Source organism: Micromonospora sp. R311 (genome assembly GCF_056780015.1).
In genome coordinates, this window is sequence record NZ_JBSWCE010000034.1 from 1 (window position 1) to 26,443 (window position 26,443).

The 26,443-nt window shown below is 74.5% G+C and carries 24 protein-coding genes; 20 read left to right on the top strand and 4 right to left on the bottom strand.

The genetic code is table 11. The annotated features are described in order from the left end of the window. Positions 1 to 438: 438 nt before the first annotated feature. From mfd to AC1WTP_RS25735, 4 genes are all read left to right on the top strand, one after another. Positions 439 to 4,086 (top strand): transcription-repair coupling factor, encoded by a 3,648-nt coding sequence (mfd, locus tag AC1WTP_RS25720; protein WP_481651846.1) that lies wholly within the window; start codon positions 439 to 441, stop codon positions 4,084 to 4,086. Between the two features lie 294 nt (positions 4,087 to 4,380). Beyond that, positions 4,381 to 5,106 carry a hypothetical protein gene (locus tag AC1WTP_RS25725; RefSeq protein WP_481651847.1) on the top strand — a complete coding sequence of 242 codons (726 nt, stop codon included), beginning with the start codon at positions 4,381 to 4,383 and terminating at the stop codon, positions 5,104 to 5,106. A 2-nt stretch (positions 5,107 to 5,108) separates the two neighbouring features. Continuing rightward, complete coding sequence (locus AC1WTP_RS25730; protein ID WP_481651848.1) at positions 5,109 to 6,098, top strand: nucleoside triphosphate pyrophosphohydrolase; 990 nt, start codon at positions 5,109 to 5,111, stop codon at positions 6,096 to 6,098. Between the two features lie 89 nt (positions 6,099 to 6,187). Further along, complete coding sequence (locus AC1WTP_RS25735; RefSeq protein ID WP_481651849.1) at positions 6,188 to 7,807, top strand: DUF885 domain-containing protein; 1,620 nt, start codon at positions 6,188 to 6,190, stop codon at positions 7,805 to 7,807. A 93-nt stretch (positions 7,808 to 7,900) separates the two neighbouring features. On the opposite strand, the gene nudC is transcribed toward AC1WTP_RS25735, so the two are convergent. Together nudC and AC1WTP_RS25745 are read right to left on the bottom strand one after the other, a co-directional pair. Continuing rightward, on the bottom strand, positions 7,901 to 8,746 hold the full coding sequence (gene nudC, locus AC1WTP_RS25740) for an NAD(+) diphosphatase (RefSeq protein WP_481651850.1): 846 nt from the start codon (positions 8,744 to 8,746) through the stop codon (positions 7,901 to 7,903). After that, positions 8,743 to 9,435, bottom strand: a complete 693-nt coding sequence (locus AC1WTP_RS25745) for a hypothetical protein (protein WP_481651851.1) — start codon at positions 9,433 to 9,435, stop codon at positions 8,743 to 8,745. Before AC1WTP_RS25745 ends, nudC begins: the two co-directional genes overlap by 4 nt. A 253-nt stretch (positions 9,436 to 9,688) precedes the next feature. Between AC1WTP_RS25745 and eno the strand changes: the two genes are divergently transcribed. The 5 genes from eno to AC1WTP_RS25770 all read left to right on the top strand — a co-directional run bounded on the left by eno (position 9,689) and on the right by AC1WTP_RS25770 (position 13,943). Continuing rightward, on the top strand, positions 9,689 to 10,972 hold the full coding sequence (gene eno / locus AC1WTP_RS25750; protein WP_481651852.1) for a phosphopyruvate hydratase: 1,284 nt from the start codon (positions 9,689 to 9,691) through the stop codon (positions 10,970 to 10,972). A gap of 32 nt (positions 10,973 to 11,004) precedes the next feature. Further along, positions 11,005 to 11,643 carry an FtsB family cell division protein gene (locus AC1WTP_RS25755; RefSeq protein WP_481651853.1) on the top strand — a complete coding sequence of 213 codons (639 nt, stop codon included), beginning with the start codon at positions 11,005 to 11,007 and terminating at the stop codon, positions 11,641 to 11,643. A 34-nt stretch (positions 11,644 to 11,677) separates the two neighbouring features. Next, positions 11,678 to 12,235 carry a DUF501 domain-containing protein gene (locus AC1WTP_RS25760; RefSeq protein ID WP_481651854.1) on the top strand — a complete coding sequence of 186 codons (558 nt, stop codon included), beginning with the start codon at positions 11,678 to 11,680 and terminating at the stop codon, positions 12,233 to 12,235. Further along, positions 12,232 to 12,771, top strand: coding sequence for an amino-acid N-acetyltransferase (locus AC1WTP_RS25765; RefSeq protein ID WP_447135343.1), 540 nt, complete (start codon positions 12,232 to 12,234; stop codon positions 12,769 to 12,771). The genes AC1WTP_RS25760 and AC1WTP_RS25765 overlap by 4 nt, the downstream gene beginning before the upstream one ends. A gap of 239 nt (positions 12,772 to 13,010) precedes the next feature. Continuing rightward, complete coding sequence (locus AC1WTP_RS25770) at positions 13,011 to 13,943, top strand: Ppx/GppA phosphatase family protein (protein WP_481651907.1); 933 nt, start codon at positions 13,011 to 13,013, stop codon at positions 13,941 to 13,943. A 24-nt stretch (positions 13,944 to 13,967) separates the two neighbouring features. Here AC1WTP_RS25770 and AC1WTP_RS25775 read toward each other — a convergent pair whose 3' ends face one another. Beyond that, positions 13,968 to 14,594 (bottom strand): LysE family translocator, encoded by a 627-nt coding sequence (locus AC1WTP_RS25775; protein WP_481651855.1) that lies wholly within the window; start codon positions 14,592 to 14,594, stop codon positions 13,968 to 13,970. Positions 14,595 to 14,690: 96 nt separating this feature from the next. Between AC1WTP_RS25775 and AC1WTP_RS25780 the strand changes: the two genes are divergently transcribed. From AC1WTP_RS25780 to AC1WTP_RS25830, 11 genes are all read left to right on the top strand, one after another. After that, complete coding sequence (locus AC1WTP_RS25780) at positions 14,691 to 15,023, top strand: PadR family transcriptional regulator (RefSeq protein WP_481651856.1); 333 nt, start codon at positions 14,691 to 14,693, stop codon at positions 15,021 to 15,023. Then, complete coding sequence (locus AC1WTP_RS25785) at positions 15,020 to 16,036, top strand: HAAS signaling domain-containing protein (RefSeq protein WP_481651857.1); 1,017 nt, start codon at positions 15,020 to 15,022, stop codon at positions 16,034 to 16,036. Before AC1WTP_RS25780 ends, AC1WTP_RS25785 begins: the two co-directional genes overlap by 4 nt. Before the next feature lie 162 nt (positions 16,037 to 16,198). Then, positions 16,199 to 16,657 carry an LppU/SCO3897 family protein gene (locus tag AC1WTP_RS25790; RefSeq protein ID WP_481651858.1) on the top strand — a complete coding sequence of 153 codons (459 nt, stop codon included), beginning with the start codon at positions 16,199 to 16,201 and terminating at the stop codon, positions 16,655 to 16,657. A 201-nt stretch (positions 16,658 to 16,858) separates the two neighbouring features. Next, the gene (locus AC1WTP_RS25795) at positions 16,859 to 17,545 is read left to right on the top strand and encodes a dienelactone hydrolase family protein (RefSeq protein WP_481651859.1); all 687 of its coding nucleotides are present in this window, start codon (positions 16,859 to 16,861) and stop codon (positions 17,543 to 17,545) included. Between the two features lie 19 nt (positions 17,546 to 17,564). Beyond that, on the top strand, positions 17,565 to 18,278 hold the full coding sequence (locus tag AC1WTP_RS25800; RefSeq protein WP_481651908.1) for a uracil-DNA glycosylase: 714 nt from the start codon (positions 17,565 to 17,567) through the stop codon (positions 18,276 to 18,278). A gap of 77 nt (positions 18,279 to 18,355) precedes the next feature. Continuing rightward, a complete protein-coding gene (locus AC1WTP_RS25805) occupies positions 18,356 to 19,099 on the top strand; it encodes a DUF4129 domain-containing protein (protein ID WP_481651860.1) in 744 nt (247 codons plus the stop codon). 232 nt (positions 19,100 to 19,331) lie between these two features. Further along, positions 19,332 to 19,916: a hypothetical protein gene (locus AC1WTP_RS25810; RefSeq protein WP_481651861.1), complete on the top strand. Its 585-nt coding sequence runs from the start codon at positions 19,332 to 19,334 to the stop codon at positions 19,914 to 19,916. Continuing rightward, entirely contained in the window at positions 19,916 to 20,923 is a 1,008-nt protein-coding gene (locus AC1WTP_RS25815; RefSeq protein ID WP_481651862.1) for an AAA family ATPase, read from the top strand. The genes AC1WTP_RS25810 and AC1WTP_RS25815 overlap by 1 nt, the downstream gene beginning before the upstream one ends. After that, positions 20,923 to 22,326 carry a DUF58 domain-containing protein gene (locus AC1WTP_RS25820; RefSeq protein WP_481651863.1) on the top strand — a complete coding sequence of 468 codons (1,404 nt, stop codon included), beginning with the start codon at positions 20,923 to 20,925 and terminating at the stop codon, positions 22,324 to 22,326. Before AC1WTP_RS25815 ends, AC1WTP_RS25820 begins: the two co-directional genes overlap by 1 nt. A gap of 100 nt (positions 22,327 to 22,426) precedes the next feature. After that, entirely contained in the window at positions 22,427 to 22,990 is a 564-nt protein-coding gene (locus tag AC1WTP_RS25825) for a hypothetical protein (RefSeq protein ID WP_481651864.1), read from the top strand. A 140-nt stretch (positions 22,991 to 23,130) separates the two neighbouring features. Beyond that, positions 23,131 to 24,462, top strand: a complete 1,332-nt coding sequence (locus AC1WTP_RS25830) for an NAD(P)/FAD-dependent oxidoreductase (protein WP_481651865.1) — start codon at positions 23,131 to 23,133, stop codon at positions 24,460 to 24,462. 62 nt (positions 24,463 to 24,524) lie between these two features. Here the strand turns inward: AC1WTP_RS25830 and AC1WTP_RS25835 are convergent, their stop codons facing one another. Then, positions 24,525 to 26,384, bottom strand: a complete 1,860-nt coding sequence (locus AC1WTP_RS25835) for a DUF6311 domain-containing protein (RefSeq protein WP_481651866.1) — start codon at positions 26,382 to 26,384, stop codon at positions 24,525 to 24,527. Positions 26,385 to 26,443: the final 59 nt, after the last annotated feature.

The following is a 26,443-nucleotide window of genomic DNA, read 5'->3' on the forward strand; positions in this document are numbered from 1 at the left end:
CCCCCGCCCCCCGCCGCCCACCAGGCCAACCGGGGTGGCGACGCGGTCAAGATCCGCACAACTTCCCTGAAGTAGTGGCCTTCTAGCGCGTCGGAGGCCACTACTTCCCTGAAGTTGTCCGGATCTTGGGTGCGGGTGCGGGTGCGGGTGCGGGTGCGGGTGCGGGTGCGGACACGGGCGCCGGCCTGGGCGCCGGCGTGGGCGTTGGGGTGGCGCGGGCGCGCAGGCGGGGGCCGGGTTCGGCGGTGGGGTGCGGGTGGGGCGGCGGCTCGCGGTGCCCCGGTCCGCCGGGCTCGGGACGCGGGCGGCGTGGGCGGGAAGGGGGTGGGGTGTCGGTCGGCGGGGATAGGCTGGCAGTCGTGCACCCCCCGTCCGGCCGGACGCGGGGCATCTGTCGTGTGCCCGTCCACGCGTGCCGACTCCCCTGGAAGTGATCACATGCTCACCGGTCTGTTCTCCGCCGCCCTGGCCGACCCCGGGCTGGCCCGGGCGCGTGACCTGGCGCGCTCCGGTGCCGCCCAGGTCGACGGGCTCGACATCACCGCCCCGGCGGCGCTGCGCCCGTTCGCGGTCGCCGCCGTCGCGGCGGACGCCGACGGGGCCGGCGGGGGAGCCGGCCGGCCGGTGCTGGCCGTGACGGCCACCAGCCGGGAGGCCGACGACCTGGCCTCGGCGCTGGGCAGCCTGCTGCCGCCGGAGCAGGTGGCGGTCTTCCCGTCCTGGGAGACGCTGCCGCACGAGCGGCTCTCGCCCCGATCCGACACCGTCGGGCGGCGGCTGGCCGTGCTGCGCCGGCTCGCCCACCCCGACGCGGCCGACGCGCACGGGCGCACCGGCCCGCTGCGGGTGGTCGTCGCCCCGGTCCGGTCGCTGCTCCAGCCGCAGCTCAAGGGCCTCGGCGACCTGGTTCCGGTGCAGCTCGCGTCCGGCGACGAGGCCGACCTGGAGGACGTCGCGCGCCGGCTCACCGACATGGCGTACGCCCGGGTCGACCTGGTCACCAAGCGCGGCGAGTTCGCGGTGCGCGGCGGCATCCTGGACGTCTTCCCGCCCACCGACGAGCACCCCTCCCGGGTCGAGTTCTGGGGCGACGAGGTGGAGGAGATCCGCACCTTCGCCGTCGCCGACCAGCGCACCATCGAGCAGGTCGCCGGGCTGTGGGCGCCGCCCTGCCGCGAGCTGCTGCTCACCCCGGCGGTACGCGAGCGGGCCGCCGCCCTGGCCCAGCGGCACCCGGAGCTGGCCGAGATCCTCGACAAGCTCGCCGAGGGCATCCCGGTCGAGGGGATGGAGTCGCTGGTCCCGGCGCTGCTCGGCGACGAGAGCCTGGAGCTGCTGCTGGACACGATGCCGGCCGGCACCCACGTGATCCTCTGCGACCCCGAGCGGATCCGCACCCGGGCGCACGACCTGGTGCGTACCTCCGAGGAGTTCCTCCAGGCCAGCTGGGCCGCGGCCGCCACCGGTGGCCAGGCCCCGGTCGACCTCGGCGCCGCCGCCTTCCGCACCCTGGCCGACGTACGCGCCGCCGCGGCGGCGCTGCGCCAGCCGTGGTGGACGCTCTCGCCGTTCGGCCTGGCCGAGGCGGCCGGAGCCCCGGCGCGCCAGCCCTGGGAGGACGAGCCGGAAGAGGTGGCGGTCACCCCGGACGACGCGATCGGGGTGACCCTGGCCGCCCAGCCGGCCCCGCTCTACCACGGCGAGACCGTCCGGGTGGTCGACGACCTGAAGCGCTGGGCCGGCGAGGGCTGGTCGATCGCGCTGGTCTTCGAGGGCCACGGTCCCGCCCAGCGGGCGGTCGAGGTGCTCCGCGACGCCGGCCTCGGCGCCCGCCTGGTCGAGGAGGTGCCGCACGCTCCGGCCCCGGGCGAGCTGCTGGTCAGCTGCGGCAGCCTGACCAGCGGGTTCGTCGACGAGGCGTCCCGGTTCGTGCTGCTCACCGGCAACGACGTCACCGGCGGGCGGGGCACCTCGACGCGCGACATGCGCAGGATGCCGAGCCGCCGCCGCAACACCATCGACCCGCTGGAGCTGAAGGCCGGCGACCACGTGGTGCACGAGCAGCACGGCATCGGCCGCTACCTCGAACTGGTGCAGCGCACGGTCAACGGCGCCAGCCGGGAGTACCTCGTCATCGAGTACGCCCCGAGCAAGCGCGGCCAACCGGGCGACCGGCTCTTCGTCCCCACCGACCAGCTCGACCAGCTCTCCCGGTACGTCGGCGGCGAGCAGCCCACCCTGCACAAGATGGGCGGCTCGGACTGGCAGAAGTCCAAGGCGCGGGCCCGCAAGGCGGTGCGCGAGATCGCCGCCCAGCTGATCCAGCTCTACGCCGCCCGCAAGGCGTCCAAGGGGCACTCGTTCGGCCCGGACAGCCCGTGGCAGCGGGAGCTGGAGGACGCCTTCCCGTGGCAGGAGACGCCCGACCAGCTCGCGGCCATCGAGGAGGTCAAGCGGGACATGGAGCAGTCGGTCCCGATGGACCGGCTGATCTGCGGCGACGTCGGCTACGGCAAGACCGAGATCGCGGTCCGGGCGGCGTTCAAGGCGGTGCAGGACGGCAAGCAGGTGGCCGTGCTGGTGCCCACCACGCTGCTGGTGCAGCAGCACTACAACACCTTCGCCGAGCGGATGAGCCAGTTCCCGGTGACCATCCGGCAGCTGTCCCGGTTCCAGACGCCGAAGGAGGCCGAGCAGACCCTGGCGATGGCCGCCGACGGCACGGCGGACATCGTCATCGGCACCCACCGGCTGCTCCAGGCGGCGACCCGGTTCAAGCAGCTCGGCCTGGTGATCGTCGACGAGGAGCAGCGCTTCGGCGTCGAGCACAAGGAGCACCTGAAGTCCATGCGCGCCTCGGTCGACGTGCTGAGCATGTCGGCCACGCCGATCCCGCGCACCCTGGAGATGGCGATCACCGGCATCCGGGAGATGTCCACCATCGCCACCCCGCCCGAGGAGCGGCACCCGGTGCTGACCTTCGTCGGGGCGTACGACGACAAGCAGGTGGCCGCCTCCATCCACCGCGAGCTGCTCCGCGACGGGCAGGTCTTCTACCTGCACAACCGGGTGGAGTCGATCGACCGGGCGGCGCGGCGGATCCGTGAGCTGGTGCCCGAGGCACGGGTCGCGGTGGCGCACGGCCAGATGGGCGAGGAGGCGCTCGAGAAGGTCATGGTCGGCTTCTGGGAGAAGGAGTTCGACGTGTTGGTCTGCACCACGATCGTGGAGTCGGGCATCGACATCCCCAACGCCAACACCCTGATCGTGGAGCGGGCCGACCTGCTCGGCCTGGCCCAGCTGCACCAGATCCGCGGCCGGGTGGGCCGGGGCCGGGAGCGGGCGTACGCGTACTTCCTCTACCCGCCGGAGAAGCCGCTCACCGAGCACGCCCACGAGCGGCTGGCCACCATCGCCCAGCACACCGAGCTGGGCGCCGGCATGTACGTGGCGATGAAGGACCTGGAGATCCGGGGTGCCGGCAACCTGCTCGGCGGCGAGCAGTCCGGGCACATCGAGGGGGTCGGCTTCGACCTGTACGTGCGGATGGTCGGCGAGGCGGTGCAGGCGTTCAAGGGCGAGCGCCCGGAGGAGGAGGTCGACGTCAAGATCGACCTGCCGATCGACGCGCACCTGCCGCACGACTACGTCGGCGTGGAGCGGCTGCGCCTGGAGATGTACCGCAAGCTCGCCGAAGCCCGGGACGAAGAGCGGCTGAGCGAGGTCGTCGCCGAGATGACCGACCGGTACGGCGAGCCGCCCGCCCCGGTGCAGAACCTGGTCGCGGTGGCCCGGTTCCGGCTGCTGGCCCGCCGGTACGGCCTCACCGACGTCTCGATGCAGGGCAAGCACATCCGGTTCGGCCCGCTGCCGCTGCCGGACTCGAAGCAGCTGCGGCTCAAGCGCTACCACCCGGACGCGGTCTACAAGTCCGCGCTGGACCAGGTCAGCGTGCCCCGGCCGAGCACCCGTCGGGTCGGCGGCGAGCCGCTGCGCGACCAGGCGTTGCTCCAGTGGTGCGCCCAGCTCCTCTCCGACGTCCTGGGCGACCCGACGCCGGCCGTGCCGGCGGGAGCGACGGCCTGACCCGGCGACCCCGGCCGTGCCGGCGGGAGCGACGGCCTGACCCGGCGACCCCGGCCGTGCCGGCGGGAGCGACGGCCTGACCCGGCGACCCCGGCCGTGCCGGCGGGAGCGACGGCCTGACCCGGCGACCCCGGCCGTGCCGGCGAAAGCGACCGCCTGACCCGGAAGGCTTCCGGTCGACCGGGGAGGTGTCGGTGCCACCGACGGCGGCGCCTCCCCGGTCGCCGGCTCCGGCCGGCCCGGGGAGGTGGGGGGCGTCACAGCGAGGTGGGATGGCGTGAGAGAGTGAGCCCCATGCGTGCTCGCCGTCTTGTCGCCGTCGCCAGCGTGGCGGTCGGCCTCGTCGCCCTCTCCGGTTGCCGTGCCGAGCCCGGCGTCGCCGCGTACGTCGGTGATCACCGCATCACCGAGGATGCGGTCAGCGCCGTGCTGGACGACGCGCGGGCGAAGAACCCGGCACCGAGCCCGAGCCCCGCCGCGGAGCCCACCGACGGGAACGAGCCCGTGCCGCAGGGGTCGCGTCTGCCCCGGCGCGCTCAGGTGGCGAGCGTGCTGGTGCTCACCGAGGTGTGCGAGCGGGTCTCGGCCGAGCGGAACTACCAGCCGCGCGGGCAGGTGTCGCCGGAGCAGGTCGCCGAGCAGTCCGGCCTCTCTCCCGACACCGACTACGTGCGGCAGGTGGCCACGCTCTACACCTGCCTGTCCGGCGTGCCGTCCGCGGCGCCGGCCGCGCCGACCGAGCAGGAGATGGCCGACGTGATCGCGGCGGGCCGCAAGGCCGGGGCGATCCCGGCCGACGTGACCGACGAGGCGGCCGCCGGTCAGCTCGACGGCGAGCAGCTGCGCGGCGCGCTGGCCACCCGCAAGGCGCTGGCCGAGGCGGTGGAGAGCCACGACGTCACGGTGAACCCGCGCTACCGGCCGCTGGAGGTCCCGCTGCTCAACTTCTCGGCCGAGGTCGCCGCGGTGAGCGTGCCGCTCGGGGAGCCCGGTTCCGACGCGGTGATCGACCTCTCCTGAGCATGGCGCCACGGATCGTCCTGCTGGTCACCTCGCCCCGGTTGCCGGCCGGGTTGCTGACCGCGGCCGCCTGGGACGTCGTACGACAGGCCCCGGTGCTGGCCGGCGCGGAGAGCGAGCTGACCACGGCGGTCCGCGCGGCGGGCGCCGAGGTCACCGTGGTCGAGAGCACGGCGACGACGGCGCTGCTGGACGCGGCCGCCGCGCGCGGCACCGCGGTCTGGCTGGCCGGGCCGACCGGCGACGAGTCGCTGGCCCGGGAGCTGGGGCTGCGGCTGGCCCGCGAGCCGGGCCTGGCCGAGCTGGAGCTGATGTACGGCTCGTGGGATCCGCCCGGCGCCCGGCTGCTCGACGCGGTCGCGGTGATGGACCGGCTGGCGTCGCCCGGCGGCGATCCGTGGAAGCGGGCCCAGACCCACGAGAGCCTGGCCCGGTTCCTGCTCGAGGAGTGCTACGAGGCGTACGACGCGATCGGCGCCGGGGACACCGACGCGCTCCGCGAGGAACTGGGCGACGTGCTGCTCCAGGTGGTGCTGCACGCCCGGCTCGCCGAGGAACTGCCCGAGGGCGAGCGGTGGAACATCGACGACGTGGCCGGCGGGCTGGTCGACAAGATGATCCGGCGCAACCCGCACGTCTTCGCCGGTGCCGAGGCGGGCACCCTGGAGGAGATCACCGAGAACTGGGAGCGGATCAAGCGGGCCGAGAGACCGCGCGCCTCGGTGCTGGACGGGGTGGCGCCCAGCCAGCCCGCGCTGTCGCTGGCCGCGAAGATCCTGGAGCGCGCCGCCCGGGTCGGCCTGGCCGTGCCGCCCCCGCTCGCCGAGTCCCAGGTGGACCCCGAGGCGCGGCTCGGCGCCAGCCTGCTGGCCACCGTCGCCGCCGCCCGCGAGGCCGACCTCGACCCCGAGGCCGCCCTCCGCCGCACCGCTCTCGCCTACGCCCAGGCCATCCGCGCCACCGAGCCCCCCACCCCCGACCAGTCCGGTTGATCATGAAGTTGTCGTCACGACACGCCGTGGCGGGTGGCAACAACTTCATGATCAACGCATCGGGCCGGACGGGTGGGTAGGGTTTCGGGGTGCAGGAGTTCGGGTCGCTCGCGGAGCGGATCGTCGAGGCGTTGCTGGAGAGCCGGCCGGGGCTGGCCACGTCGGCGGGGGACCACCGCTACGACGATCGGCTGCCCGACCTCTCCGCCGACGCCCTCGCCGCCGACCAGGCGATGCTCCGGGAGGCGGCCGACGCCCTCTCCGAGCTCGACCCGGACGCGCTGGAGACCGAGGAGCGGGTCGACCACGCGCTGCTGAGCGCCCTGGTCGACCGGGCGCTGTTCGAGGCGACCGAGATCCGTACGCACGAGTGGGATCCGCTGCGGCACAACCCCGGCCCGCTGCTGCACGCGCTGGTCGCCCGCCCGTACGCCCCGGTCGAGGTCCGGCTGGAGAGCCTGGCCGGCCGGCTCGCCGCCGTACCGGACGCGCTGGCGACCGCGCGCGCGACGCTGCGCGACATGCCGCGGATCCACGCCGAGACGGCGGTCGGGCAGTTCACCGGCACCGCGGCGCTGATCCGCGACGAGGTGCCGGCGCTACTCGCCCAGGCACCCACCCGGTACGACCGGATCGAGCCCGCCGCCACCGCGGCCATCGCGGCGCTGGAGGAGTTCGTCGCCTGGCTGCGCATCGGGCTGGCCGACGACACCGGGCCCGGGCGGGACCCGCGGCTGGGCCGGCGCCGCTGGGAGGCGCGGCTCTGGCACACCCTGGACACCGAGCTGGGCGCCGCCGAGATCCAGCGCCGGGCCTGGGCCAACCTGGACCGGGTCACCGAGGAGATCCGGGCGGCGGCGGTCGAGCTGGTCGGCGGCCCGGCCGACGACGAGACGGTACGCCGGGCGCTGGACCTGCTCGCCGCCGAGCACCCGGACAACCACTCCATCGTGGACCTGGCCGGCGTGACGCTGGACGAGGCGACCGACTTCGTCCGCGTGCACGACCTGGTCACCCTGGTCGACGACCCGTGCGTGATCCAGGAGATGCCCGAGTTCGCCCGGGGCGTGGCGGTCGCCTACTGCGACTCGCCCGGCCCGCTGGAGACGGCCGACGTGCCGACCTTCTACTGCATCTCGCCGACCCCGGCGGACTGGCCGGCGCACCGGGTCGAGTCGTTCTACCGCGAGTACAACGACCACATGGTCCGCAACCTGACCGTGCACGAGGCGATGCCCGGGCACTTCCTCCAGCTCGCCCACGCCCGCCGCTACGCCGGCGGCACCCGGGTGCGGGCGGTGGCCCGGTCCGGCCCGTTCATCGAGGGCTGGGCGGTCTACGCCGAGGAGCTGATGGCCGGGCTCGGCTTCGGTGGCCTGCCGGTGCGGTTGCAGCAGCTCAAGATGCAGCTGCGGATGACCATCAACGCGCTGCTCGACCAGCTGGTGCACTGCGAGGAGATGACCGAGGCCGAGGCGATGGCGCTGATGACCGGGCGTGGCTTCCAGGAGGAGGGCGAGGCCGCCGGCAAGTGGCGGCGTGCGCTGCTCACCTCGACCCAGCTGTCGACCTACTTCGTGGGCTACAGCGAGGTGGCCGACCTCGCCGCGGCCCGGCCGGACGGGGTGTCGGTGCGCGACTGGCACGACGCGATGCTGGCCCACGACTGCCCGTCCCCGCGCCACCTGCGCACCCTGCTCGGCGTCTGAACGGCCGGCGCGGCCCGCGCGCCGGCCGCCGCTCGGATCAGCCCCGCTCCGCGGTCGCCGCCCGGATCGGCCGCGCGCGCCGGACCGCCTGGGTCAGCCGCGCGCGGCGGTCACCGCCGCGTCGATCAGCCAGCGCGCGAGGGAGTACCCGGGCGGCAGCTCCGCCGGCAGCGCGTCCAGCGGAAACCAGCGCGCCTGCACCAGCTCCCTCCCGTCGACCACCGGCTCGGCCGACGGGTCGGCGGCGGTGGCGGTGAAGCCGGCGAGCAGCACCCCGGGGCCGGACATCGCCCACGGCTGGCTGCCGAAGTAGGTCAGCCGGTCGAGGGTCAGCCCGACCTCCTCGCCGACCTCCCGGTGCACGGCCGCCTCCAGCGTCTCGCCGGCCTCGACGAAGCCGGCGACCAGCGCCCACAGCTCCGTCGGCCCGTACGAGTGGCGGACCAGGAGCAGCTCGTGGGGGCGGCCGGCCGGGCCGGGCCGGGTGATCGCCACCAGCACGGCCGGGGAGAGCTGCATCGGCACGTACAGCCCGCAGTCGGGGCAGCGCCGGGCCGACTCGCCCGGCACGTCGGCGAGCTCCGCCCGGCAGGCGCCGCACCAGCGGTGGGCGTGCCGCCAGGTCGCCACCTGCAGCGCCCGCCCGGCCAGCGCGGCCAGCGGTCCGGGCACCTCGGCGGCGAGCGCCCGCCAGCTCAGCCAGCGACCCGGATAGCTGCCCTCGGAGCGGGCGGTGGCCCAGACCGGGGCGCCGTCGAGCGTGCCGAGCGGCACCCAGCCGGTGTCGGCGGGCAGGTCGGCGATCCGCGGGAACCGCCCGTCCGCGCCGACCAGCAGCTTCCGGCCGGCCACCACGAGCGCGGGGTCGTCGGGCGCGGGCGGGCCGGCCTGTCCCGCCCCGGGCACGAAGCGCGCGCCGGCCCCGGCCGCCGTGGTCATGACCTGGTCGAGCGGCGGTCGACCACGCCGGCGCCGGGCGGCAGGTCGAACGCCGTCCCGTCGACGGTCTCCCGGTAGCGGCTCAGCGCCAGCTCCACCGGCTTGCCGTCGACCTGCCCGGTGAAGCTGCCCAGCGCGCCCTCGGTGGTGACGCAGGCGGTGAAGTTGTCGGCGGACTGCCGCACGTCCACGCAGGTGGCGTGCCGACCGGCCAGGGTGGTGTCACTCTGCGTGATCACCGCCTCGGGGTCGAGCGCGGCGGCGGTGAGCAGCCCCACCACGACCGGCGGGGTGACCAGCCCTCGCTGCTTGGCCTCGGTGAAGACGGCCACCGACGGCTTGCTGTTCGGCGCGGGTGGCGCCTCCAGGGTGCAGACCGTACGGCCGCCGGTGGTCTCGCAGCGGGTGGTCGCCTCATCGGTGACGGTCAGCTTGCCGCCCGGGTAGGTGTACGCGGAGCGGGCCGGCTCCTGCGCCTGGGCGATGTTGGCGGTCTGCCCGCCGGGCAGCTGGTAGTCGGCGGAGTAGGTCAGCTCCAGTGCCCGGTCCAGCTGGGCGGCGAGGTCGTTGACCAGATCGGCCCGTCCGATCGCCCGGCCGGCGTCGTCGAGGGCCTGGCAGCCGGTGACGGTGAGCGACGCGATGACCGACACGGCGAGCATTCGGAGGGTGGTCGAGGCGGCGGGCATGGCGCCCAGCCTCCTCGATCGGGTCCACGGTACGCAAACCCGTTGCCGGTTGAGGCCCGAGAATCCGGGAATGTCCGGGTAACCCGGCGTCGAGGGCAGGTTTCGGGCCGGGCCGCGCCCGATCGGAAGGGCTCCTCGTGTGACCGCACGGCCCGTGCCCGAGTCCCGCCCGATACGCTGCGTTCAACACCTGCCTCAGCCGCACCGTCGCGGCTCATACCGCACCGGAACCACACAAACGAGGAGCGACTCAGTGGCAACCATCGAGGGAATCGTCGCCCGGGAGATTCTCGACTCGCGGGGCAACCCGACGGTCGAGGTCGAGGTCGGCCTGGACGACGGCACGGTGGCCCGCGCCGCGGTGCCCTCCGGCGCCTCCACCGGCGCCTTCGAGGCGATCGAGCTGCGCGACGGTGACGCCGACCGCTACCAGGGCAAGGGCGTGGAGAAGGCGGTCTCCAACGTCGAGGACAAGATCGTCGACGAGCTGATCGGCTACGAGGCCAGCGAGCAGCGGCTGATCGACCAGAAGATGCTCGACATCGACGGCACCGACACCAAGTCCGAGCTGGGCGCGAACGCCATCCTCGGGGTGTCCCTGGCGGTGGCGAAGGCCGCCGCCGGCAGCGCCGAGCTGAGCCTCTTCCGCTACCTGGGCGGCCCGAACGCGCACCTGCTGCCGGTGCCGATGATGAACATCCTCAACGGTGGGGCGCACGCCGACTCCAACGTCGACATCCAGGAGTTCATGATCGCCCCGATCGGCGCTCCCAGCTTCCGGGAGGCGCTGCGTTCCGGCGCGGAGGTCTACCACGCGCTCAAGTCCGTGCTGAAGAAGAAGGACCTCTCCACCGGCCTCGGCGACGAGGGCGGCTTCGCGCCGAACCTGCCCACCAACTCGGCCGCGCTGGACCTGATCGCCGAGGCGGTGGAGAAGGCCGGCTACCGGCTCGGCACCGACATCGTCTTCGCGCTCGACGTGGCGGCGACGGAGTTCTTCGACAACGGCACCTACACCTTCGAGGGCGCCACGAAGACCGCCGAGGAGATGAGCAACTACTACACCAAGCTCATCGGCGACTACCCGATCGTGTCGATCGAGGACCCGCTGTCCGAGGACGACTGGAGCGGCTGGCAGACGCTGACCGCGTCGATCGGCGACCGGATCCAGATCGTCGGCGACGACCTGTTCGTCACCAACCCGCAGCGGATCGCCCGGGGCATCGCCGAGAAGGCCGCCAACGCCGTGCTGGTCAAGGTGAACCAGATCGGTTCGCTGACCGAGACCCTCGACGCGGTCGACCTGGCGCACCGGGCCGGCTTCACCTGCATGATGAGCCACCGCTCCGGCGAGACCGAGGACACCACCATCGCCGACCTGGCCGTGGCCACCGGCTGCGGCCAGATCAAGACCGGCGCCCCGGCGCGTTCGGACCGGGTGGCCAAGTACAACCAGCTCCTGCGGATCGAGGAGGAACTGGCCGACGCGGCGCGGTACGCCGGCGCGGGCGCCTTCCCGCGCTACCGTTCCGCCTGAGTCGCGCGAAGCCTCGGGGGAGGGGTGTGACGATGCAGCAGCGCCGCACACCGGGTGGTCAGCGTCCCGTCCGCCGGCCGGGTCAGCCCGGCCGGCCGGGCGGGGGCCGGGCCGCCCGGGGATCGGTCCGCGACGGCGGGGTCCGCGCCGACCCGCGCGCCGCTGCCGGCCGCGCGCCCGGCACGGCCCGCGGCGCCGAGGGCGTACGCTCCGCGAGCCGGCCCGCCGCCGCCCGTCGTACGGCGGCCGGTGGCACCGTCAAGCGGCTCACCGCACCCCACCCCCGACGCTTCACCGGGCGGGCCACCGTGCTCTTCGCGGTGCTGATCGCCCTCGCCCTGGCCTACACCTACCCGGTGCGGGTCTATCTGGATCAGCAGGCCGACATCGAGCGGATGGAGGCGTCCCAGGCGAAGCAGGAGAAGCTGATCGCCGACCTGTCCGCCGAGGCGGCCAAGTGGCAGGACGACGCGTTCATCGAGACCAAGGCCCGGGAGCGGTTCTTCATGACCCGACCGGGCGAGAAGATCGTGATCCTGCTCAACGACCCGGCGGGCGCCGCCCGGGACGCGGGTCGCGGCAACCCGGCCAGCCCGGCCACCCCCGACCCCTGGTACGACACCCTCTGGTCGAGCGTGGAGGCCGCCAACGGCGAGCAGCCCGACAAGTGAGCACCGACCCAGCACCGAACGAGAGATGGGCACCGTGACTGTCGTACCACCGCAGGAGCCGGCGGCGAGGTCCGTACCCCTGCCGCAGCGGGAACCGGCCACCGAGGCCGACCTGGCCGCGGTGGCCGCGCAGCTCGGCCGCCCGCCCCGGGGCACCCGGGCGGTGGCCCACCGTTGCCCCTGCGGCCTGCCCGACGTGGTGGAGACGACCCCGCGGCTGGCCGACGGCACGCCCTTCCCGACGCTGTACTACCTGACCTGTCCCCGGGCGACCGCGGCGTGCAGCCGGCTGGAGTCCGCCGGGTTGATGAAGGACATGGCCGACCGGCTCGACACCGACCCGGAGCTGGCCGCCCGCTACCGGGCCGCGCACGAGGACTACCTCACCCGCCGCGAGGCGATCGGCCAGGTGCCGGAGATCGCGGGCATCTCCGCCGGCGGCATGCCGGGACGGGTGAAGTGCCTGCACGTGCACCTCGGCCACGCGCTCGGCGCGGGGCCCGGGGTGAACCCGTTCGGCGACGAGACGCTGGAGCTGGTGGAGCCCTGGTGGACGGCGGGGCCGTGCGTGGACGTGCCGGCGGGCGAATGACCGGGGAGGCCGGACCGGGCCGGGCGGCCGCGGACGAGATCGTCGTCCGCCGGGCCCGCACCCGCGACGTACGCGGCATCCGGCGGCTGGTCGACACCTACACCGACGACCGGCGGCTGCTCAGCAAGGCCACTGTCACGCTCTACGAGGACGTGCAGGAGTTCCGGGTCGCGGTCCGGGCCGCCGACGACGCGGTGGTCGGCTGCGGCGCGCTGCACGTGATGTGGGAGGACCTGGCCGAGATCCGGACGGTCGCCGTCGACCCGGCGTGCCGGGGTCGCAAGATCGGCCACCGGATCGTCGGGGAGCTGATCGACGCCGCCCGGGAACTCGGGGTGGCCCGGATCTTCGTGCTCACCTTCGAGACCCGGTTCTTCGGCTCGTTCGGCTTCACCGCGATCGACGGCGCTCCGGTGCCGCAGCCGGTCTACGAGCAGCTGCTGCGCTCCTACGACGAGGGCGTCGCCGAGTTTCTGGACCTGGAGCGGGTCAAGCCGAACACCCTCGGCAACACCCGCATGCTGCTGCGCCTCTGAGCGTGTGGTCGGTCGCCGGTTCCCGTGGAGGGCCCGGCCGGCGGGCTCCCGGCGCGTCGGCGGCCGGAGGCATGCCGCTGACGACCGTGCTACCGGAAAGTCATATTGATGCCTCAGCGGCATCGCACCGTTGCGGGAACACCGCCGCCCGCCGAGAGGCGTCGCCGCCGCTCGCGCCGGCGCGGACCGTCGGCCCGGTGCCGGCGGACTGCCGTAGGGTTGCTGCCGTGACGACGCGCGTGGCCGCCATCGACTGCGGGACCAACTCGATCCGCCTGCTGGTCGCCGACCTGCCCGATCCGGACGCCGGGCCGGAGGCGCCGCTGGTCGACCTCAGCCGGCGGATGGAGATCGTCCGGCTCGGCCAGGGCGTCGACAAGACCGGCCGGCTGGCGCCGGAGGCGATCGAGCGCACCCGGGTCGCGCTCGCCTCCTACGCCGCCGAGATCGAACGGCTCGGCGCCGGGCGGGTCCGGATGTGCGCCACCTCGGCCACCCGGGACGCCACCAACGCCGGGGACTTCCGCACCATGGTGGAGCGGACCCTCGGGGTCGCCCCCGAGGTGGTGACCGGCGACGAGGAGGCCCGGCTCTCCTTCACCGGCGCGGTGCGCGGGCTGCCCACCGACGCCAAGGAGCCGTACCTGGTCATCGACATCGGCGGCGGCTCGACCGAGTTCGTGGTCGGCACCCGCGCCGGCGGGGTCGAGGCCGCCATCTCGATGGACATCGGCTGCGTCCGGATGACCGAGCGGCACCTGCACGGCGACCCGCCGAGCCTGGACGAGGTGGCCGCCGCGCAGGCCGACATCGCGGTCGCGGTCGACCGGGCGTTGGAGGTGGTGCCCGGCCGCCGGGCGGCCACCCTGATCGGGCTCGCCGGGTCGGTCACCACCGTGGTCGCGATCGCGCAGGGCCTCCAGGCGTACGACCCGGCGCGCATCCACCACGCCCGGGTGTCCTACGACGCGGTCGCCGAGGTGACCGCCGACCTGCTCGGCAAGAGCCGCGACCAGCGGCTGGCGATCCCGGTGATGCACCCGGGCCGGGCCGATGTGATCGGCGCGGGCGCCCTGGTGCTGCGGGTGGTCATGGAGCGGGCCGGGATGCCCTCGGTGGTCGCCTCCGAGCACGACATCCTCGACGGCATCGCCTGGAGCCTGCAGCGGTAGCGCCCGTGGCGCGGCCTACGGTGGTCAGGCGCGTTCGGTGGCGAGGCGGACGCCGAAGCCGAGCAGGGCCAGCCCGGTCAGCCCGTCCAGCCAGCGGCGCACCCGCCGCCGGGAGAGCACCTGCCGGGCCCGGTGCAGCGCGCCGACCAGCACCAGCAGATACAGCAGCGAGAGCACCGCGTGGCTGAGCGCGAAGGCGACCAGCACCGTCAACGGCGCCGGCCCGCCGACGAACTGCGGCAGCACGGCCAGGTAGAAGGCGAGCACCTTCGGGTTGGTGATGTTGGACAGGAAGCCCTGCCGGAAACCGGTCAGCGCCTGCCCGGGCGGGGCCGCGTCGCCGGCCAGCGGCGCATAGCGGCCGACCCACGCCGAGCGCCAGGCCTGCACGCCGAGGTACGCCAGGTAGGCCACGCCGGCCCAGCGGATGGCCTCGAACAGCGGCTGGGAGCGCACGACGAGCGCGCCCAGGCCGGCGGCCGCCGCGATGCCCTGCACCGCGTTGGAACCGGTCACCCCGACGGCGCTCCACACGCCGCGACGCCGGCCGGAGGCCAGCGTGTTGCGGGTGATCACGGCGAAGTCCGGGCCGGGGATCAGGATCAGCACCAGGGCGAAGACCAGGAACGATCCGTAGCTGCTCCAGGACATGGTTCGACCCTACGCAGGCCGTCCGGCGCCAGCCACCGACGCGACCCGCTACTGTTCCGTTGACGGTACTACGCATCACACAGTAGTGTCCGTGGTGTGGACACCACACAGCTGCTGAAGGGCGTGCTGGATCTCGCGGTCCTCGCCGTGCTGCGCGAGGAGGACGGCTACGGCTACGACATCCTCCGCCGGCTGCGCGAGGCCGGCCTGGAGGAGGTCGGCGACGCCTCCGTCTACGGCACGTTGCGCCGGCTCTTCACCGCGGGCCTGCTGACGACGTACGTCGTGCCCAGCGAATCCGGCCCGCACCGCAAGTACTACTCGCTCAACGCCGCCGGCCGGGACCAGCTCACCCGCTCCGGCAAGCTCTGGCGCTCGTTCGCCACCACCATGGACACACTGCTCGACGATCGGGGGATGGCGGCATGACCGTCACGGAGCAGGAGATCGCGGACTACGTCGCGCGGGTCCGGGCCGCGCTGGCCGACCTGCCGGCGGCGGTCCGCGACGAGTTGACCGAGGACCTGCCGGAGCACCTCGCCGAGGTGGCCGCCGAGGCCGACGGCTCCCTGGTCGAGCGGTTGGGGCAACCCGAGGCGTACGCGGCGGAGCTGCGGGCCGCGGCCGGCGCGCCGGCGACCGCCGGGCGCAACCTCGACCAGCGGGTGGCCGCCGCCGTGGGCCGGGCCCGCCGCCAGCTGCGCGCGCTGGACACCCAGCTCGGCCCGCCGCTGGGGTACGCGACGGCGAGCGAGTTCCTGCGGCTGCTCCGCCCGGCCTGGTGGGTGCTGCGCGGCTACCTCGCCGCCATGCTGGTCACCGTGATCTCCACCGGCGGCAGCTTCGGCCTGCTGCCGCGGTTCGGCGGCGAACTGCTCGCCGGCCTGGTCATGCTGGCCGGCTTCGTGCTCGCCTCGATCTGGCTCGGCCACCGCTCCGGGCGGCTGCGGCGCTGGCCCCGCTGGGCGGTGCACGCGGGCAGTGCGGTGCTCGTCGTCTTCGCCCTGGCCGGGCTGGTGAACGCCGAGGACCGGGCGGGCTACCACGACTACGGCTACGACCCGATCGCGGTGCAGAACCCGTACGACCGGGTGCGGGACGTCTTCGTCTACGACAGCGAGGGGCGGCTGGTGGAGAACGCCCGCCTCTTCGACCAGAACGGCGACCCGATCCGGCTCGGCTACCCGGACTGCCCGGACGCGCGCGACCCGAGCGGCACCGGCAACCCGCTGCTGCGCACCTACCCGTACTGCCCGGACCAGGCGCCCTTCGCGCCGCGCGCCCCGGTCGGGCCGGCGCCGGGGTCGACCCTGCCCCCGCTGGCCACCCCGACGCCGGAACCCACCGGCGAGCCGGGTCCCACGCCGGGCGGCACCGGCACGCCGAGCCCGGGCCCCACGCAGAGCCCGAGCGCGACCCCGACACCGAGCGTCACCCGCTGAACGCCCCCGGAGACCCCGGTCACCCGTCCCGTGGTGACCGGGGTCTCGCCGCGTGGTTTCGAAGCTGGGAAATAGCTGAACGGATGAGGCCGACGGGACAGCGCGCCGCGTTGTTGATCGTTACGGTGTCGTCTGCTCATCAACCCCTTGGAAGGAAAGCCCGTGTCAGAGCAGGTCGCACCGCCCCCCGCCCCGGACGCCCAGCAGCCCCAGCCCGGCGTCCAGGCGCCGCCCCCGGCGAAGAAGTCCGGCGGCAGGAAGGTGCTCGGCATCGTCGGCGCGATCGTCGTGTTCCTGGTCATCGCCGGGCTGAAGTTCGGTCTCGGCAACGTCCTGAACTCCGACGAGACGGCCGAGGCGAAGACCGGCGACTGCATCGCCGAGCTGCCCGAGATCACCGGCACCGAGGAGGAGGAGGTCGACAACGCCAAGGTCGTCGACTGCACCTCGACCGAGGCCGTGTACAACGTGGTCGGCCGGGTGGACGGGCAGACCGAGGCGCAGGCCAAGACGGGTGAGGCCTGCGAGCAGTACATCAAGGAGGGTGAGGACGGCTACGTCTTCTACAGCATCGAGCCCGGCAAGAAGGGCTACCTGCTCTGCCTCACCAAGAAGGCCTGACCTCCCCGGATCGGCAGCACCCACGGCGGCGCGGAGAACCTCGCGCCGCCGTCGGCGTACCCGGAGTCACCGGCGGGCGAACGGGAGGTGAATGCCACTGTTCCAGCGTCTTCCCGGCGCGGTCGCGGCGTGGCAGGCTACCGGCACGTAGGACCACTGGGCGACCAGCCAACGATGACTGACCGCTAGGAGGACGGGCCGATGGGCGAAATGGTGAGCTTCACCAGCAACGGGGGGACGAGCGAGGGGTATCTCGCGATACCCTCCGGCGGTGCGGCCAGCCCCGCGGTCATCGTCATCCAGGAGTGGTGGGGTCTGGTGCCGCACATCACCTCGGTGGCGGACCGCTTCGCCGAGGCCGGTTTCGTCGCCCTCGCGCCCGATCTCTACCACGGCGAGACGGCCAGCGAGCCGGACGAGGCCCGGCGGCTGCTGATGGACCTGCGGATGGACGAGGCGGCGCGGGACATCGCCGCCGCGGCGAACTACCTCGCGCAGCGGCCGGAGGTGACCGGCAAGGTGGGCTGCGTCGGGTTCTGCGCCGGTGGCAGCCTGGCGCTCTGGTCGGCCACCATCTCCGAGCGGATCGTCGCCACGGTCGGCTTCTATCCGCGGCTGCCCTGGGAGAAGATGCGCCCCGACTGGGCCGACTACGCCGGCAAGGCTGCGGTCGTCCACTGCTCCGAAGAGGACGGCACCTCCACGGCGGAGGGCGTGCAGACCGCCCGCCGGGCGATCGAGGAGGCCGGCGGCACCTGCCACCTCTACGACTACCCGGGCACCGCGCACGCCTTCTTCAACGACGACCGGCCCGAGGCGTTCGACCAGCGCGCCGCGTCCAGCGCCTGGGCCCGCACCCTCGAGCTCTTCCGGGCCAAGCTTGGCTGAGCCGCGTACGCCCGAGGAGGTGGTCGCCCGCGCCGGGCGGGCGACCGACCTGGCCGACCTGGACGCCGCCGTCAGCGACTGCTTCGCCTGCCCGCGGCTGGTCGACTGGCGGGAGGAGGTCGCCCGGACCCGCCGCGCGGCCTTCCGCAACCAGGAGTACTGGGGACGGCCGGTGCCCGGCTTCGGCGCGCCCGACGCGCGGATCGCCATCCTCGGCCTCGCGCCCGCCGCGCACGGCGGCAACCGCACCGGCCGCATCTTCACCGGCGACCGCTCCGGCGACGTGCTCTTCGCCGCGCTGCACCGCGCCGGCCTGGCCAACCAGCCGACCAGCGTCTCCGCCGACGACGGCCTCACCCTGCGGGACACCCGGATCTTCGCCGCGGTGCGCTGCGCGCCGCCGGACAACAAGCCCACGCCACCGGAGCGGGACACCTGCGCGCCGTGGCTGCACCGCGAGGTCGCGCTGATCCGGCCGGCGCTGCGGGTGGTGGTCGCGCTGGGCGCGTTCGCCTGGGCCGCGTGGTGGCCGGTGCTGCGTGCGGTGTACGGCCAGCGCCCGCCCAGCCCGCGACCGGCGTTCGCGCATGGGGCACACTGGTCCGGCACGGCCGCACCGGAGCTGCTCGGCTGCTACCACGTCAGCCAGCAGAACACCTTCACGGGGCGGCTGACACCAGGGATGCTGGACGATGTGTTCGCCCGGGCGAAGCGGTCGGCCGGGGTGGACTGAAACGCGGGGCGGTGGCGATGACGGACGGAACGTGCCGGCCGTTGCCGTACGCCCCGGTGGTCCGGAGGTAGTCCCGGATGGATCTGAGCGTGCTGCGCAGGTGGTGGCCGGTGGCCGCGGTGGCGGTCCTGCTCGCCGTCGCCGCGACGGCGGCCGCGCACTCGTCGATCGGCGCGAGCCGGATCCCGCCCGCCGCCGACAACATCCCCTACGTTCCGGAATACCCGACGGTGGCACCGAGCCCGTCGATCCCGATCGAGCCACGCGACGCGGGGGAGGCCACCCAGGCGCAGATCCCGCAGTGGATCGCCACCGCGGCGATGGTGCTGCTCGGGCTGGCCCTGCTGGTCGCGTTCGGCTACCTGACCTGCACGCTGATCCGCGGCGCGATCCGCCGGACCACCCGGGCGCTGCCGGCGCAGTCGGCCCGGCGCACCGCCGAGGGCACCGCCCGCGAGGTGGTCGCCGCCCTCGACGCGGGCCTGGTCGAGCTGGACGACCAGGCCACCGACCCGCGGACCGCGGTGATCGCCTGCTGGGTCCGGCTGGAGGAGGCCGCCGCGGCGGCCGGCGTGCCCCGGCTGCCCGGGGACACCCCCACCGACCTGGTCACCCGCCTGCTGCGCGGGGATCCGGCCGCCGGCGTGCCGGCGATCGTCAGCGCCGACGTGCTGGCCGAGTTCGCCCACGTCTACCGGGAGGCGCGGTACGCCACCCACCCGGTCGACGAGCAGACCCGGGACCAGGCCCGGGCCGCGCTGCGCCGGTTGCGCGGTGAGCTCACCGCGGTGGTGGCCGGCGGTGCGGAGGTGGCGTCGTGAGCGCGAGGAGTGAGCCGGGTTTGCGAGCCCCGCAGTCGCGAGCTGAGGTGACGTCGTGAGCGCGAGGAGTGAGCCGGGTTTGCGAGCCCCGCAGTCGCGAGCTGAGGTGACGTCGTGAGCGCGAGGAGTGAGCCGGGTTTGCGAGCCCCGCAGTCGCGAGCTGAGGTGACGTCGTGAGCGCGAGGAGTGAGCCGGGTTTGCGAGCCCCGCAGTCGCGAGCTGAGGTGACGCCGTGAGCAGCACCAGCATCGACGACCTGCTCAGCTTCGAGGAGGAGCGGTCCCGGCCCGACGAGCGGGACCGCGGCAGCCGGATCGGGCAGGTGCTGCGCACCCTCGCCGGGATGGCGGCGGTGGTGGTCGTGCTGGTCGCCGGGCTGCGCCTGGTCGGCCTGCGGGTGTCCCTGCTGATCCTGGTCGCCGGGGTGGTCGCGCTGTTCGCGGTGCGCCGGGTCGTCGCCGCGCTGGCGCCTCCGCCGCCGCCCCCGGCCGGGTCCCGGGCCGCCTACGTCGACGACGACGGCACCTGGAACTGGAACGCCCGGGACGCGCTGCGCACCGCGATCAACGGCTGGGAGTGGCCGTTGGACTGGTCGACCACCCGGCCGGAACGGTTCACCGGGGTGATCCTGCCCCGGCTCGGCGAGCTGGCCGACGAGCGGCTGCGCCAGCGGCACGGCGTGACCCGCGAATCCGACCCGGCCCGCGCCCGCGCCCTGCTGGGTGAGCGGCTGTGGACCTTCCTGGAGACCCCGCCCCGCCGCACCCCGTCGCCGCGCGACCTCGCGGCGATCGTCGCCGAACTGGAGAAACTGTGATGAACGACGTCGACCGGACGATCCCCGCCACCGAGGTCGGCCACCTCGCCCGGGCGGTGCTGGACGCGGTCGGCCAGGTCGTGGTCGGCAAGCGGGACGCGCTGGAGCTGGTCCTCGCCGGGATCCTGGCCGGCGGCCACGTGCTGCTGGAGGACCTGCCCGGGCTGGGCAAGACGCTGACCGCCCGCTCCTTCGCCCAGGCGCTCGGGCTGGACTTCCGCCGGCTCCAGTTCACCCCCGACCTACTGCCGGCCGACGTCACCGGCTCGTTCCTCTACGACCAGCGCAGCGGCGACTTCGCCTTCCGGGCCGGCCCGGTCTTCACCAACCTGCTGCTCGCCGATGAGATCAACCGGACCCCGCCGAAGACCCAGTCGGCCCTGCTCGAGGCGATGCAGGAGAAGCAGGTCTCGGTGGAGGGCGTGACGTACCGGCTGGACGAGCCGTTCCACGTGCTGGCCACCGCCAACCCGATCGAGTACGAGGGCACCTACCCGCTGCCCGAGGCGCAGCTCGACCGGTTCCTCCTGCGGGTGTCCTTCGGCTACCCGGATCACGACGAGGAGTGGGAGGTGCTGCGCCGCCGGATGGGCCGCCGCCGCGAGGAGGCCGACATCAAGCCGGTGGTCGACGCCGCCACGTTGCGGGCCATGCAGGCCGCGCTGGAGGACGTGGTGGTGGAGGACTCGGTGGGCCGCTACATCGTCGCGCTGACCGCGGCCACCCGGGAACACCCCTCGGTGCTGGTCGGCGCCTCGCCCCGGGGGTCGCTGGCGCTGCTGCTGCTGGCCCGGGTGCGGGCGGTCCTCGCCGGCCGGGACTACGTGGTGCCGGAGGACGTCAAGGAGGTCGCGGTCCCGGCGCTGGCGCACCGGATCACGCTGCGGCCGGAGATGTGGCTGCGCCGGGTCGATCCGTCCTTCGTGGTCGGCGAGGTGCTCTCCGGCACGCCGGCCCCGGCCAGCGGCGCGCTGCCCAGCTACGCCGCCGGCCGGCCCGGGCTCTGATGGCCGGGTCCACGGTGTCGCGGGTCGAGGCCGGCGAGCCGGAACCGTCGCCCGGCTGGGTGCCCAGCTGGGCGCTCGGCCGGGCGGTGCTGCTGACCGGCCTGCTGCTGATCGCGGCGGTGCTGCTCGGTCGGGTCGACCTGGTCGTGCTGGCCGCCCCGATCGCGCTCGGCACGGCGTACGCGTTGCGCCGCCGGCCGACCGCGCTGCCCCAGGTCTGGATCGCCACCGAGGACGCGCACGTGGTCGAGGGGGGCGAGGTCGCCGGCACGGTCACGCTCGGCAACCCGGACACGGTCGACTACGACGTGGCGGTGGTCCGGACCCGGGTCTCGCCCTGGCTGCGGATCGAGCGGGCGAGCATCGCCGGCACCGCGATGGCGTCCGGTGCCGGGCCGGGCGCCGCGGCCGTCGCCGACCGGCCGTTCGTCACCTCCGTCGCCACCGCCACCGCCGTCGACCTGGAGCTGGCCGGCCGGGCGCTGCGCTGGGGCCGGCACCCGGTCGGCCCGGCCGGGGCACGCGTCGTCGCCGCGCAGGGCCTGCTCGTCTCCCGCGCGGTGATCACCGAGCCGGTCCGCACCCGGGTCTACCCGAAGACCGAGCCGTTCGAGGCGGTCGAGGCGATGCCCCGGGCCGCCGGCCTGGTCGGCGCGCACCGCTCGCGCCGGCCCGGCGAGGGCGGGGAGCTGGCCGGGGTACGCGTCTTCGCGCCCGGCGACCGGCTGCGCCGGATCGACTGGCGGGTCTCGCTGCGGGCCCGGCAACTGCACGTGGCGGCCACCCTGTCCGACCGGGACGCCGAGGTGGTGGTGCTGCTCGACGTGCTCGCCGAGGCGGGCCGCTCCGGTGGGGTCGGCGGCGCCGCCTCGGTGCTGGACACCACGGTCCGGGCCGCCGCCGCGATCGCCGAGCACTACCTGCACCGGGGAGACCGGGTGGCCCTGCTGGAGTACGGCCCGAGCGCGCGCCGGCTGCGCCCGGCCACCGGTCGCCGGCAGTACCTGACCGTGCTGGAGTGGCTGCTCGACGTGCACGCCGAGCACTCCCCGCACGAGCCGTACGACCAGGTGTTCGGGCCGCAGCTGCTGGCCGCGGACGCGCTGGTGGTGGTCCTCACCCCGCTGCTGGACGAGCGTTCGGCGCAGATGCTGGCCCGGCTGGCCCGCTCCGGGCGGTTCGTGGTCGCGGTGGACACCCTGCCGGCCGACCTGCCGGCGCCGAAGGACCGCGGTTGGGCGGAGGTGGCGTACCGGCTGTGGCGACTCGACCGGGACACGATGATCGGGCAGCTGCGCGAGCACGGCGTGCCGGTGGTGGGCTGGGCCGGCGCGGGCAGCCTGGACCAGGTGCTGCGCGACGTGGCCCGGCTGGCCACCGCCCCCCGGGTGGGTGCCCGGTGAGCGCGAGGAGTGAGCCGGTTCTGCGAGCCCCGCAGTCGCGATCGAAAGGTGGTTCGGTGAGCGGGCGGCGGCCGGCGGTCCCCGGCGGGGGTGGGCGCGGATGATCGACGCGGTCACCGGACGGGTCCGGGCGGTCCGGCGGGCGGCCGGCCGGGTCAGCCTCACGCCGCTGCTGGTCCGCACCGGCATCTTCCTCACCGTGCTGGTCGGCTTCGTGCTGGCGTACCCCGCGGAGGTGCTGTTCGGGCGGCCGCTCGGCGCGCTGGTCGTGGTGGCCCTGCTGCCCGCGGTCGCGCCGCGCCGGGTCTGGCCGACCTTCGCGGCGCTGGTCACCGTCGGCGGGTGGCTGCTGGCCACCGACGGGTACGGCCGGCCGATCGCGCTCTGGCGGCTGCTCGCGGTGGCAGCGGTGCTGTATCTCATGCACACCCTCTGCGCGCTGGCCGCGGTGCTGCCCTACGACGCGGTGGTCGACCCCGACCTGATCGTGCGGTGGCTGCTCCGGGCCGGCGCGGTGGTGCTCGCCGCCGCGGTGCTCGGCGTGCTGCTGGTGGAGGTCGCCGGTGCCGGCGGCGACCGCGGTTTCCAGGCCGTGACGGTGGCCGGTCTGCTGGTCGCGGCCGGGGTGGCCGGGTTGCTGGGCTGGCTGCTGCGACGCGGGTGACGGGTGTGGCCGGTCGCGGCGCCACCGGCGCAGCTGACCCCCCTCGCCCAACACGTTGCGCAGGTCACAGGGGTTGTGCTCGGTCACAGAAGGGGGGCGCGAGCGGGATTAGCCGAGCTGCGCGGGGAAAGATAGATGACGTGAATCCGAAGCGGATCCTTGTGGTGGGTGCCGGGCACGTCGGTCTCTACGCGGCCCTGCGCCTGTCGAAGAAGCTCAGCTCCCGTGAGGCTGAGGTCATCGTGGTGGACCCGCAGCCCCACATGACCTACCAGCCGTTCCTGCCCGAGGCGGCGGCCGGCAACATCTCCCCCCGGCACTCCGTGGTGCCGCTGCGGCGGGAGTTGCGCCGGTGCAAGGTGGTGGCGGGCGCGGTGACGCGGATCGACCACGACCGCAGGACCGCCGTGGTGCAGCCGATCAGCGGTCCGACCCGGGAGATCCGGTACGACCACGTGGTGGTGGCGCCCGGTTCGGTCTCCCGGACCCTGCCGATCCCCGGCCTGCACGAGCACGGCATCGGGTTCAAGACCATCGGTGAGGCCATCTACCTGCGCAACCACGTGCTGGACCGGCTCGACGTGGCCGCCGCCACGCCCGACCCGGAGGTCCGCCGCAGCGCGCTGACCTTCGTCTTCGTCGGCGGCGGGTACGCCGGCATCGAGGCGCTCGCCGAGATGGAGGACATGGCCCGCGACGCGCTGCGGTACTACCCGGAGCTGAAGCCGGCGGACATGCGCTGGGTGCTGGTCGAGGCGACCCAGCGGGTGCTGCCCGAGGTCGACCGGGACATGGGCGCCTACACCGTCCAGCAGCTGCTCAAGCGGGACATGGACATCCGGCTGGACACCCGGCTGGAGTCCTGCGTCGACGGGGTGGTGGCGCTCTCCGACGGCGACAGCTTCAAGGCCGACACCATCGTCTGGACGGCCGGCGTCAAGCCGTCCCCGCTGCTGGACGCGACCGACTTCCCGCGCGACGAGCGGCGCCGGGTCACCTGCCTGCCGACCCTGCAGGTGGTCGACGGCGACCGGGTGGTCGAGGGCGCCTGGAGCGCGGGCGACTGCGCGGCCGTGCCGGACCTGACCGGCCCGCCCGGGGCGTACTGCTCGCCGAGCGCGCAGCACGCGGTGCGCCAGGCCGCCCGGATGGCCGACAACATCGTCAACGTCATCCGCGGCCGGGAGCCGGTGGAGTACAAGCACAAGCACGCCGGCAGCGTGGCCAGCCTGGGCCTGCACAAGGGCGTCGCCCAGGTGTACGGCATCAAGATGAAGGGCTGGCCGGCCTGGTTCATGCACCGGACGTACCACATGAGCCGGATCCCCTCGTTCAACCGTAAGGTCCGGGTCGTGGTCGACTGGTCGCTGGCGTTCTTCCTGAAGCGCGAGGTGGTCGCCCTCGGCCAGCTGCACGACCCGCGCGAGGAGTTCGCCGAGGCGTCCCAGCCGGTCGGCACACCACGCGGCTGACCCGCGTACGACGGACCGAGCCCCTCCGCCCACGCGGAGGGGCTCGCTTCGTTCCGGGTCGGTCAGACCCGCCAGGTCCAGGCGTCGGCGATCCGGGTGGCCGGGCCGTAGAGCTGCTCCAGCGTGCCGCGCAGGCTCTCCGCGTGCGGGGTGTCGACGGCCAGCGCCACGCAGGAGGCGCCCCAGAAGTCGGCGTCCTTCGCCGCCTGCCGGCGCTGCTCGTCCCCGACGGCCGGCTGCAGGCCATGCTTGGCGACCTCGGCCAGCAGGGCGGAGGTGGGCCGCTTGTAGGTGCCCATGGCGGCGGTGCCGCCGCGGCCGTACGGGCCGATGAAGAAGCCCTCCGGGATCGCGAACCCGGCGTCGGCGGCGGCCGCCCAGCGCATCGGCCAGGGATCCTTGGGGGTGGGCAGCGGCACCGGCACCAGCACCCCGCCGGGGCGTACGCACTGCCGCCAGTGGCCGGCGGTGATGAACTCCGGCACCGGCGGGCGTTCGGCGGTCGGCAGCGGCGTCGGCACCACGGGCAGCAGCGCCGCGCCGACCAGCATCGGGACCACCCGGCGGACCCGCCCGGTGTCGCGCAGCGCCCGGTCCACCGCCAGCACCAGCAGCGTGGCGGTCAGCGGCAGCACCGCGAGGGCGAACCGCATCGGCAGCGCGCCGTCCACCACCGGCAGTCCGGCGATCAGCGCGTACGGGCCGGGCAGGGCGGTGCGGTCGCCGTCGAGCACCAGCCGGGGGCCGAGCGAGAGCGCGCCCATGGCGAGCACGCCGACCACGCAGGCGACAGCCAGCGGGCGGCGGCCCAACCAGAGCGCGCAGCCGGCGGTGACCGCCAGCAGCGGCCAGCCGAGGAAGGTGTTGTACTCGGCCGGGCCGGTGGTGAGCCGGGCCCCCTCCGCGCCGCCGGCGACGGAGAGCGGCGAGATCGTCCACCAGCTGCGCAGGTCGGCCGAGAAGTAGTTCGGGCTGAACATCCCGTCGGCGACGCCCTGCGGCCCGGCGAACTGGAACCACAGCGGCCCGGCGAGCGCGAGCAGGGCCAGCCCGGCGGCGAGCGTCATCCCGCTGGCGAAGCCGGGCAGCGCGCGGCGGGCCAGGTCCCGGTCCACCACCGCGTAGGTGATCGCCATGACCAGCAGCGTGACGGCGCAGAGGAAGAGCACCTCCTCGCCGATGAAGACCTGCGCGGTGACCGCGGCGGCGAGGCCGATCGCCGAGGTGGTCAGCCGGCGCCGGTCGAAGCCGTCGCCGCCCGCGCCGGCCCGGCCGGCGCCCGGCACGGTAGGGCCGGGGTCGGCGGCGCGCAGCAGCCGGATCACCAGCCAGACGATCACCGGCACCAGCCACTGGGCGGTCATGTGCAGGTGGCTGTTGGTCTGCGAGACCATGCCCGGGCCGAAGCCGCAGAGCGCGGCGCCCAGTCCGGCGGCGAGCCGGCGGGCCCGCAGGGTCCGGGTGAACAGCAGGTACCAGGCGACCGAGGTGCCGGCCAGGTTCACCGCCGCCAGCAGCGCGAAGGTCACCGGCGCGCCGAGCAGCAGGGTGACCGGGGCGAGCAGCACACCGAGCGCGATGACCGAGGTGTTGGTCATCAGGTTCACCCCGTCCGGCGCGTTGAGCCGGTCGGTGAGCAGGCCGAAGTCGCCGAGCAGGGCCCGCGAGTCCACCGCCAGGAACCACTCGTAGAGGGTCTGGTCCTCCGGGTTGAGCGCCAGCGTCCGGCCGGACGGGTCGGGCCAGAGACCGTGGGTGAGCCAGCCGGCGAGTGCCAGGAAGAGCAGCCCGACGAGCAGGTCCGTACGGTGCCGGGTGGCGGTCGCCAGCAGGCGGGCGAGCCGCGGCCGGGGTGCCGCTTCGGTGGGGTGGACAGCCTGGCCGGGGACGGCGTCGGGGGCCGTGGGGGCTGCGCTGCTCACGGTCTCGACCCTAGTGTCAGCCAGGCGTCGGGGTACGCCGGGTCGCCGACGACCCGCTA

Bases quoted from the DNA above. Each gene is read 5' to 3' on its own strand.
- AC1WTP_RS25825 (WP_481651864.1), top strand. From the start codon at position 22,427: ATGATCGACGCGGTCACCGGACGGGTCCGGGCGGTCCGGCGGGCGGCC.
- AC1WTP_RS25765 (WP_447135343.1), top strand. From the start codon at position 12,232: ATGACCGGGGAGGCCGGACCGGGCCGGGCGGCCGCGGACGAGATCGTC.
- AC1WTP_RS25745 (WP_481651851.1), bottom strand. From the start codon at position 9,435: ATGCCCGCCGCCTCGACCACCCTCCGAATGCTCGCCGTGTCGGTCATC.
- AC1WTP_RS25820 (WP_481651863.1), top strand. From the start codon at position 20,923: ATGGCCGGGTCCACGGTGTCGCGGGTCGAGGCCGGCGAGCCGGAACCG.
- mfd (WP_481651846.1), top strand. From the start codon at position 439: ATGCTCACCGGTCTGTTCTCCGCCGCCCTGGCCGACCCCGGGCTGGCC.
- AC1WTP_RS25730 (WP_481651848.1), top strand. From the start codon at position 5,109: ATGGCGCCACGGATCGTCCTGCTGGTCACCTCGCCCCGGTTGCCGGCC.
- AC1WTP_RS25725 (WP_481651847.1), top strand. From the start codon at position 4,381: ATGCGTGCTCGCCGTCTTGTCGCCGTCGCCAGCGTGGCGGTCGGCCTC.
- AC1WTP_RS25755 (WP_481651853.1), top strand. From the start codon at position 11,005: ATGCAGCAGCGCCGCACACCGGGTGGTCAGCGTCCCGTCCGCCGGCCG.
- nudC (WP_481651850.1), bottom strand. From the start codon at position 8,746: ATGACCACGGCGGCCGGGGCCGGCGCGCGCTTCGTGCCCGGGGCGGGA.
- AC1WTP_RS25815 (WP_481651862.1), top strand. From the start codon at position 19,916: ATGAACGACGTCGACCGGACGATCCCCGCCACCGAGGTCGGCCACCTC.
- AC1WTP_RS25795 (WP_481651859.1), top strand. From the start codon at position 16,859: ATGGGCGAAATGGTGAGCTTCACCAGCAACGGGGGGACGAGCGAGGGG.
- AC1WTP_RS25785 (WP_481651857.1), top strand. From the start codon at position 15,020: ATGACCGTCACGGAGCAGGAGATCGCGGACTACGTCGCGCGGGTCCGG.
- AC1WTP_RS25805 (WP_481651860.1), top strand. From the start codon at position 18,356: ATGGATCTGAGCGTGCTGCGCAGGTGGTGGCCGGTGGCCGCGGTGGCG.
- AC1WTP_RS25775 (WP_481651855.1), bottom strand. From the start codon at position 14,594: ATGTCCTGGAGCAGCTACGGATCGTTCCTGGTCTTCGCCCTGGTGCTG.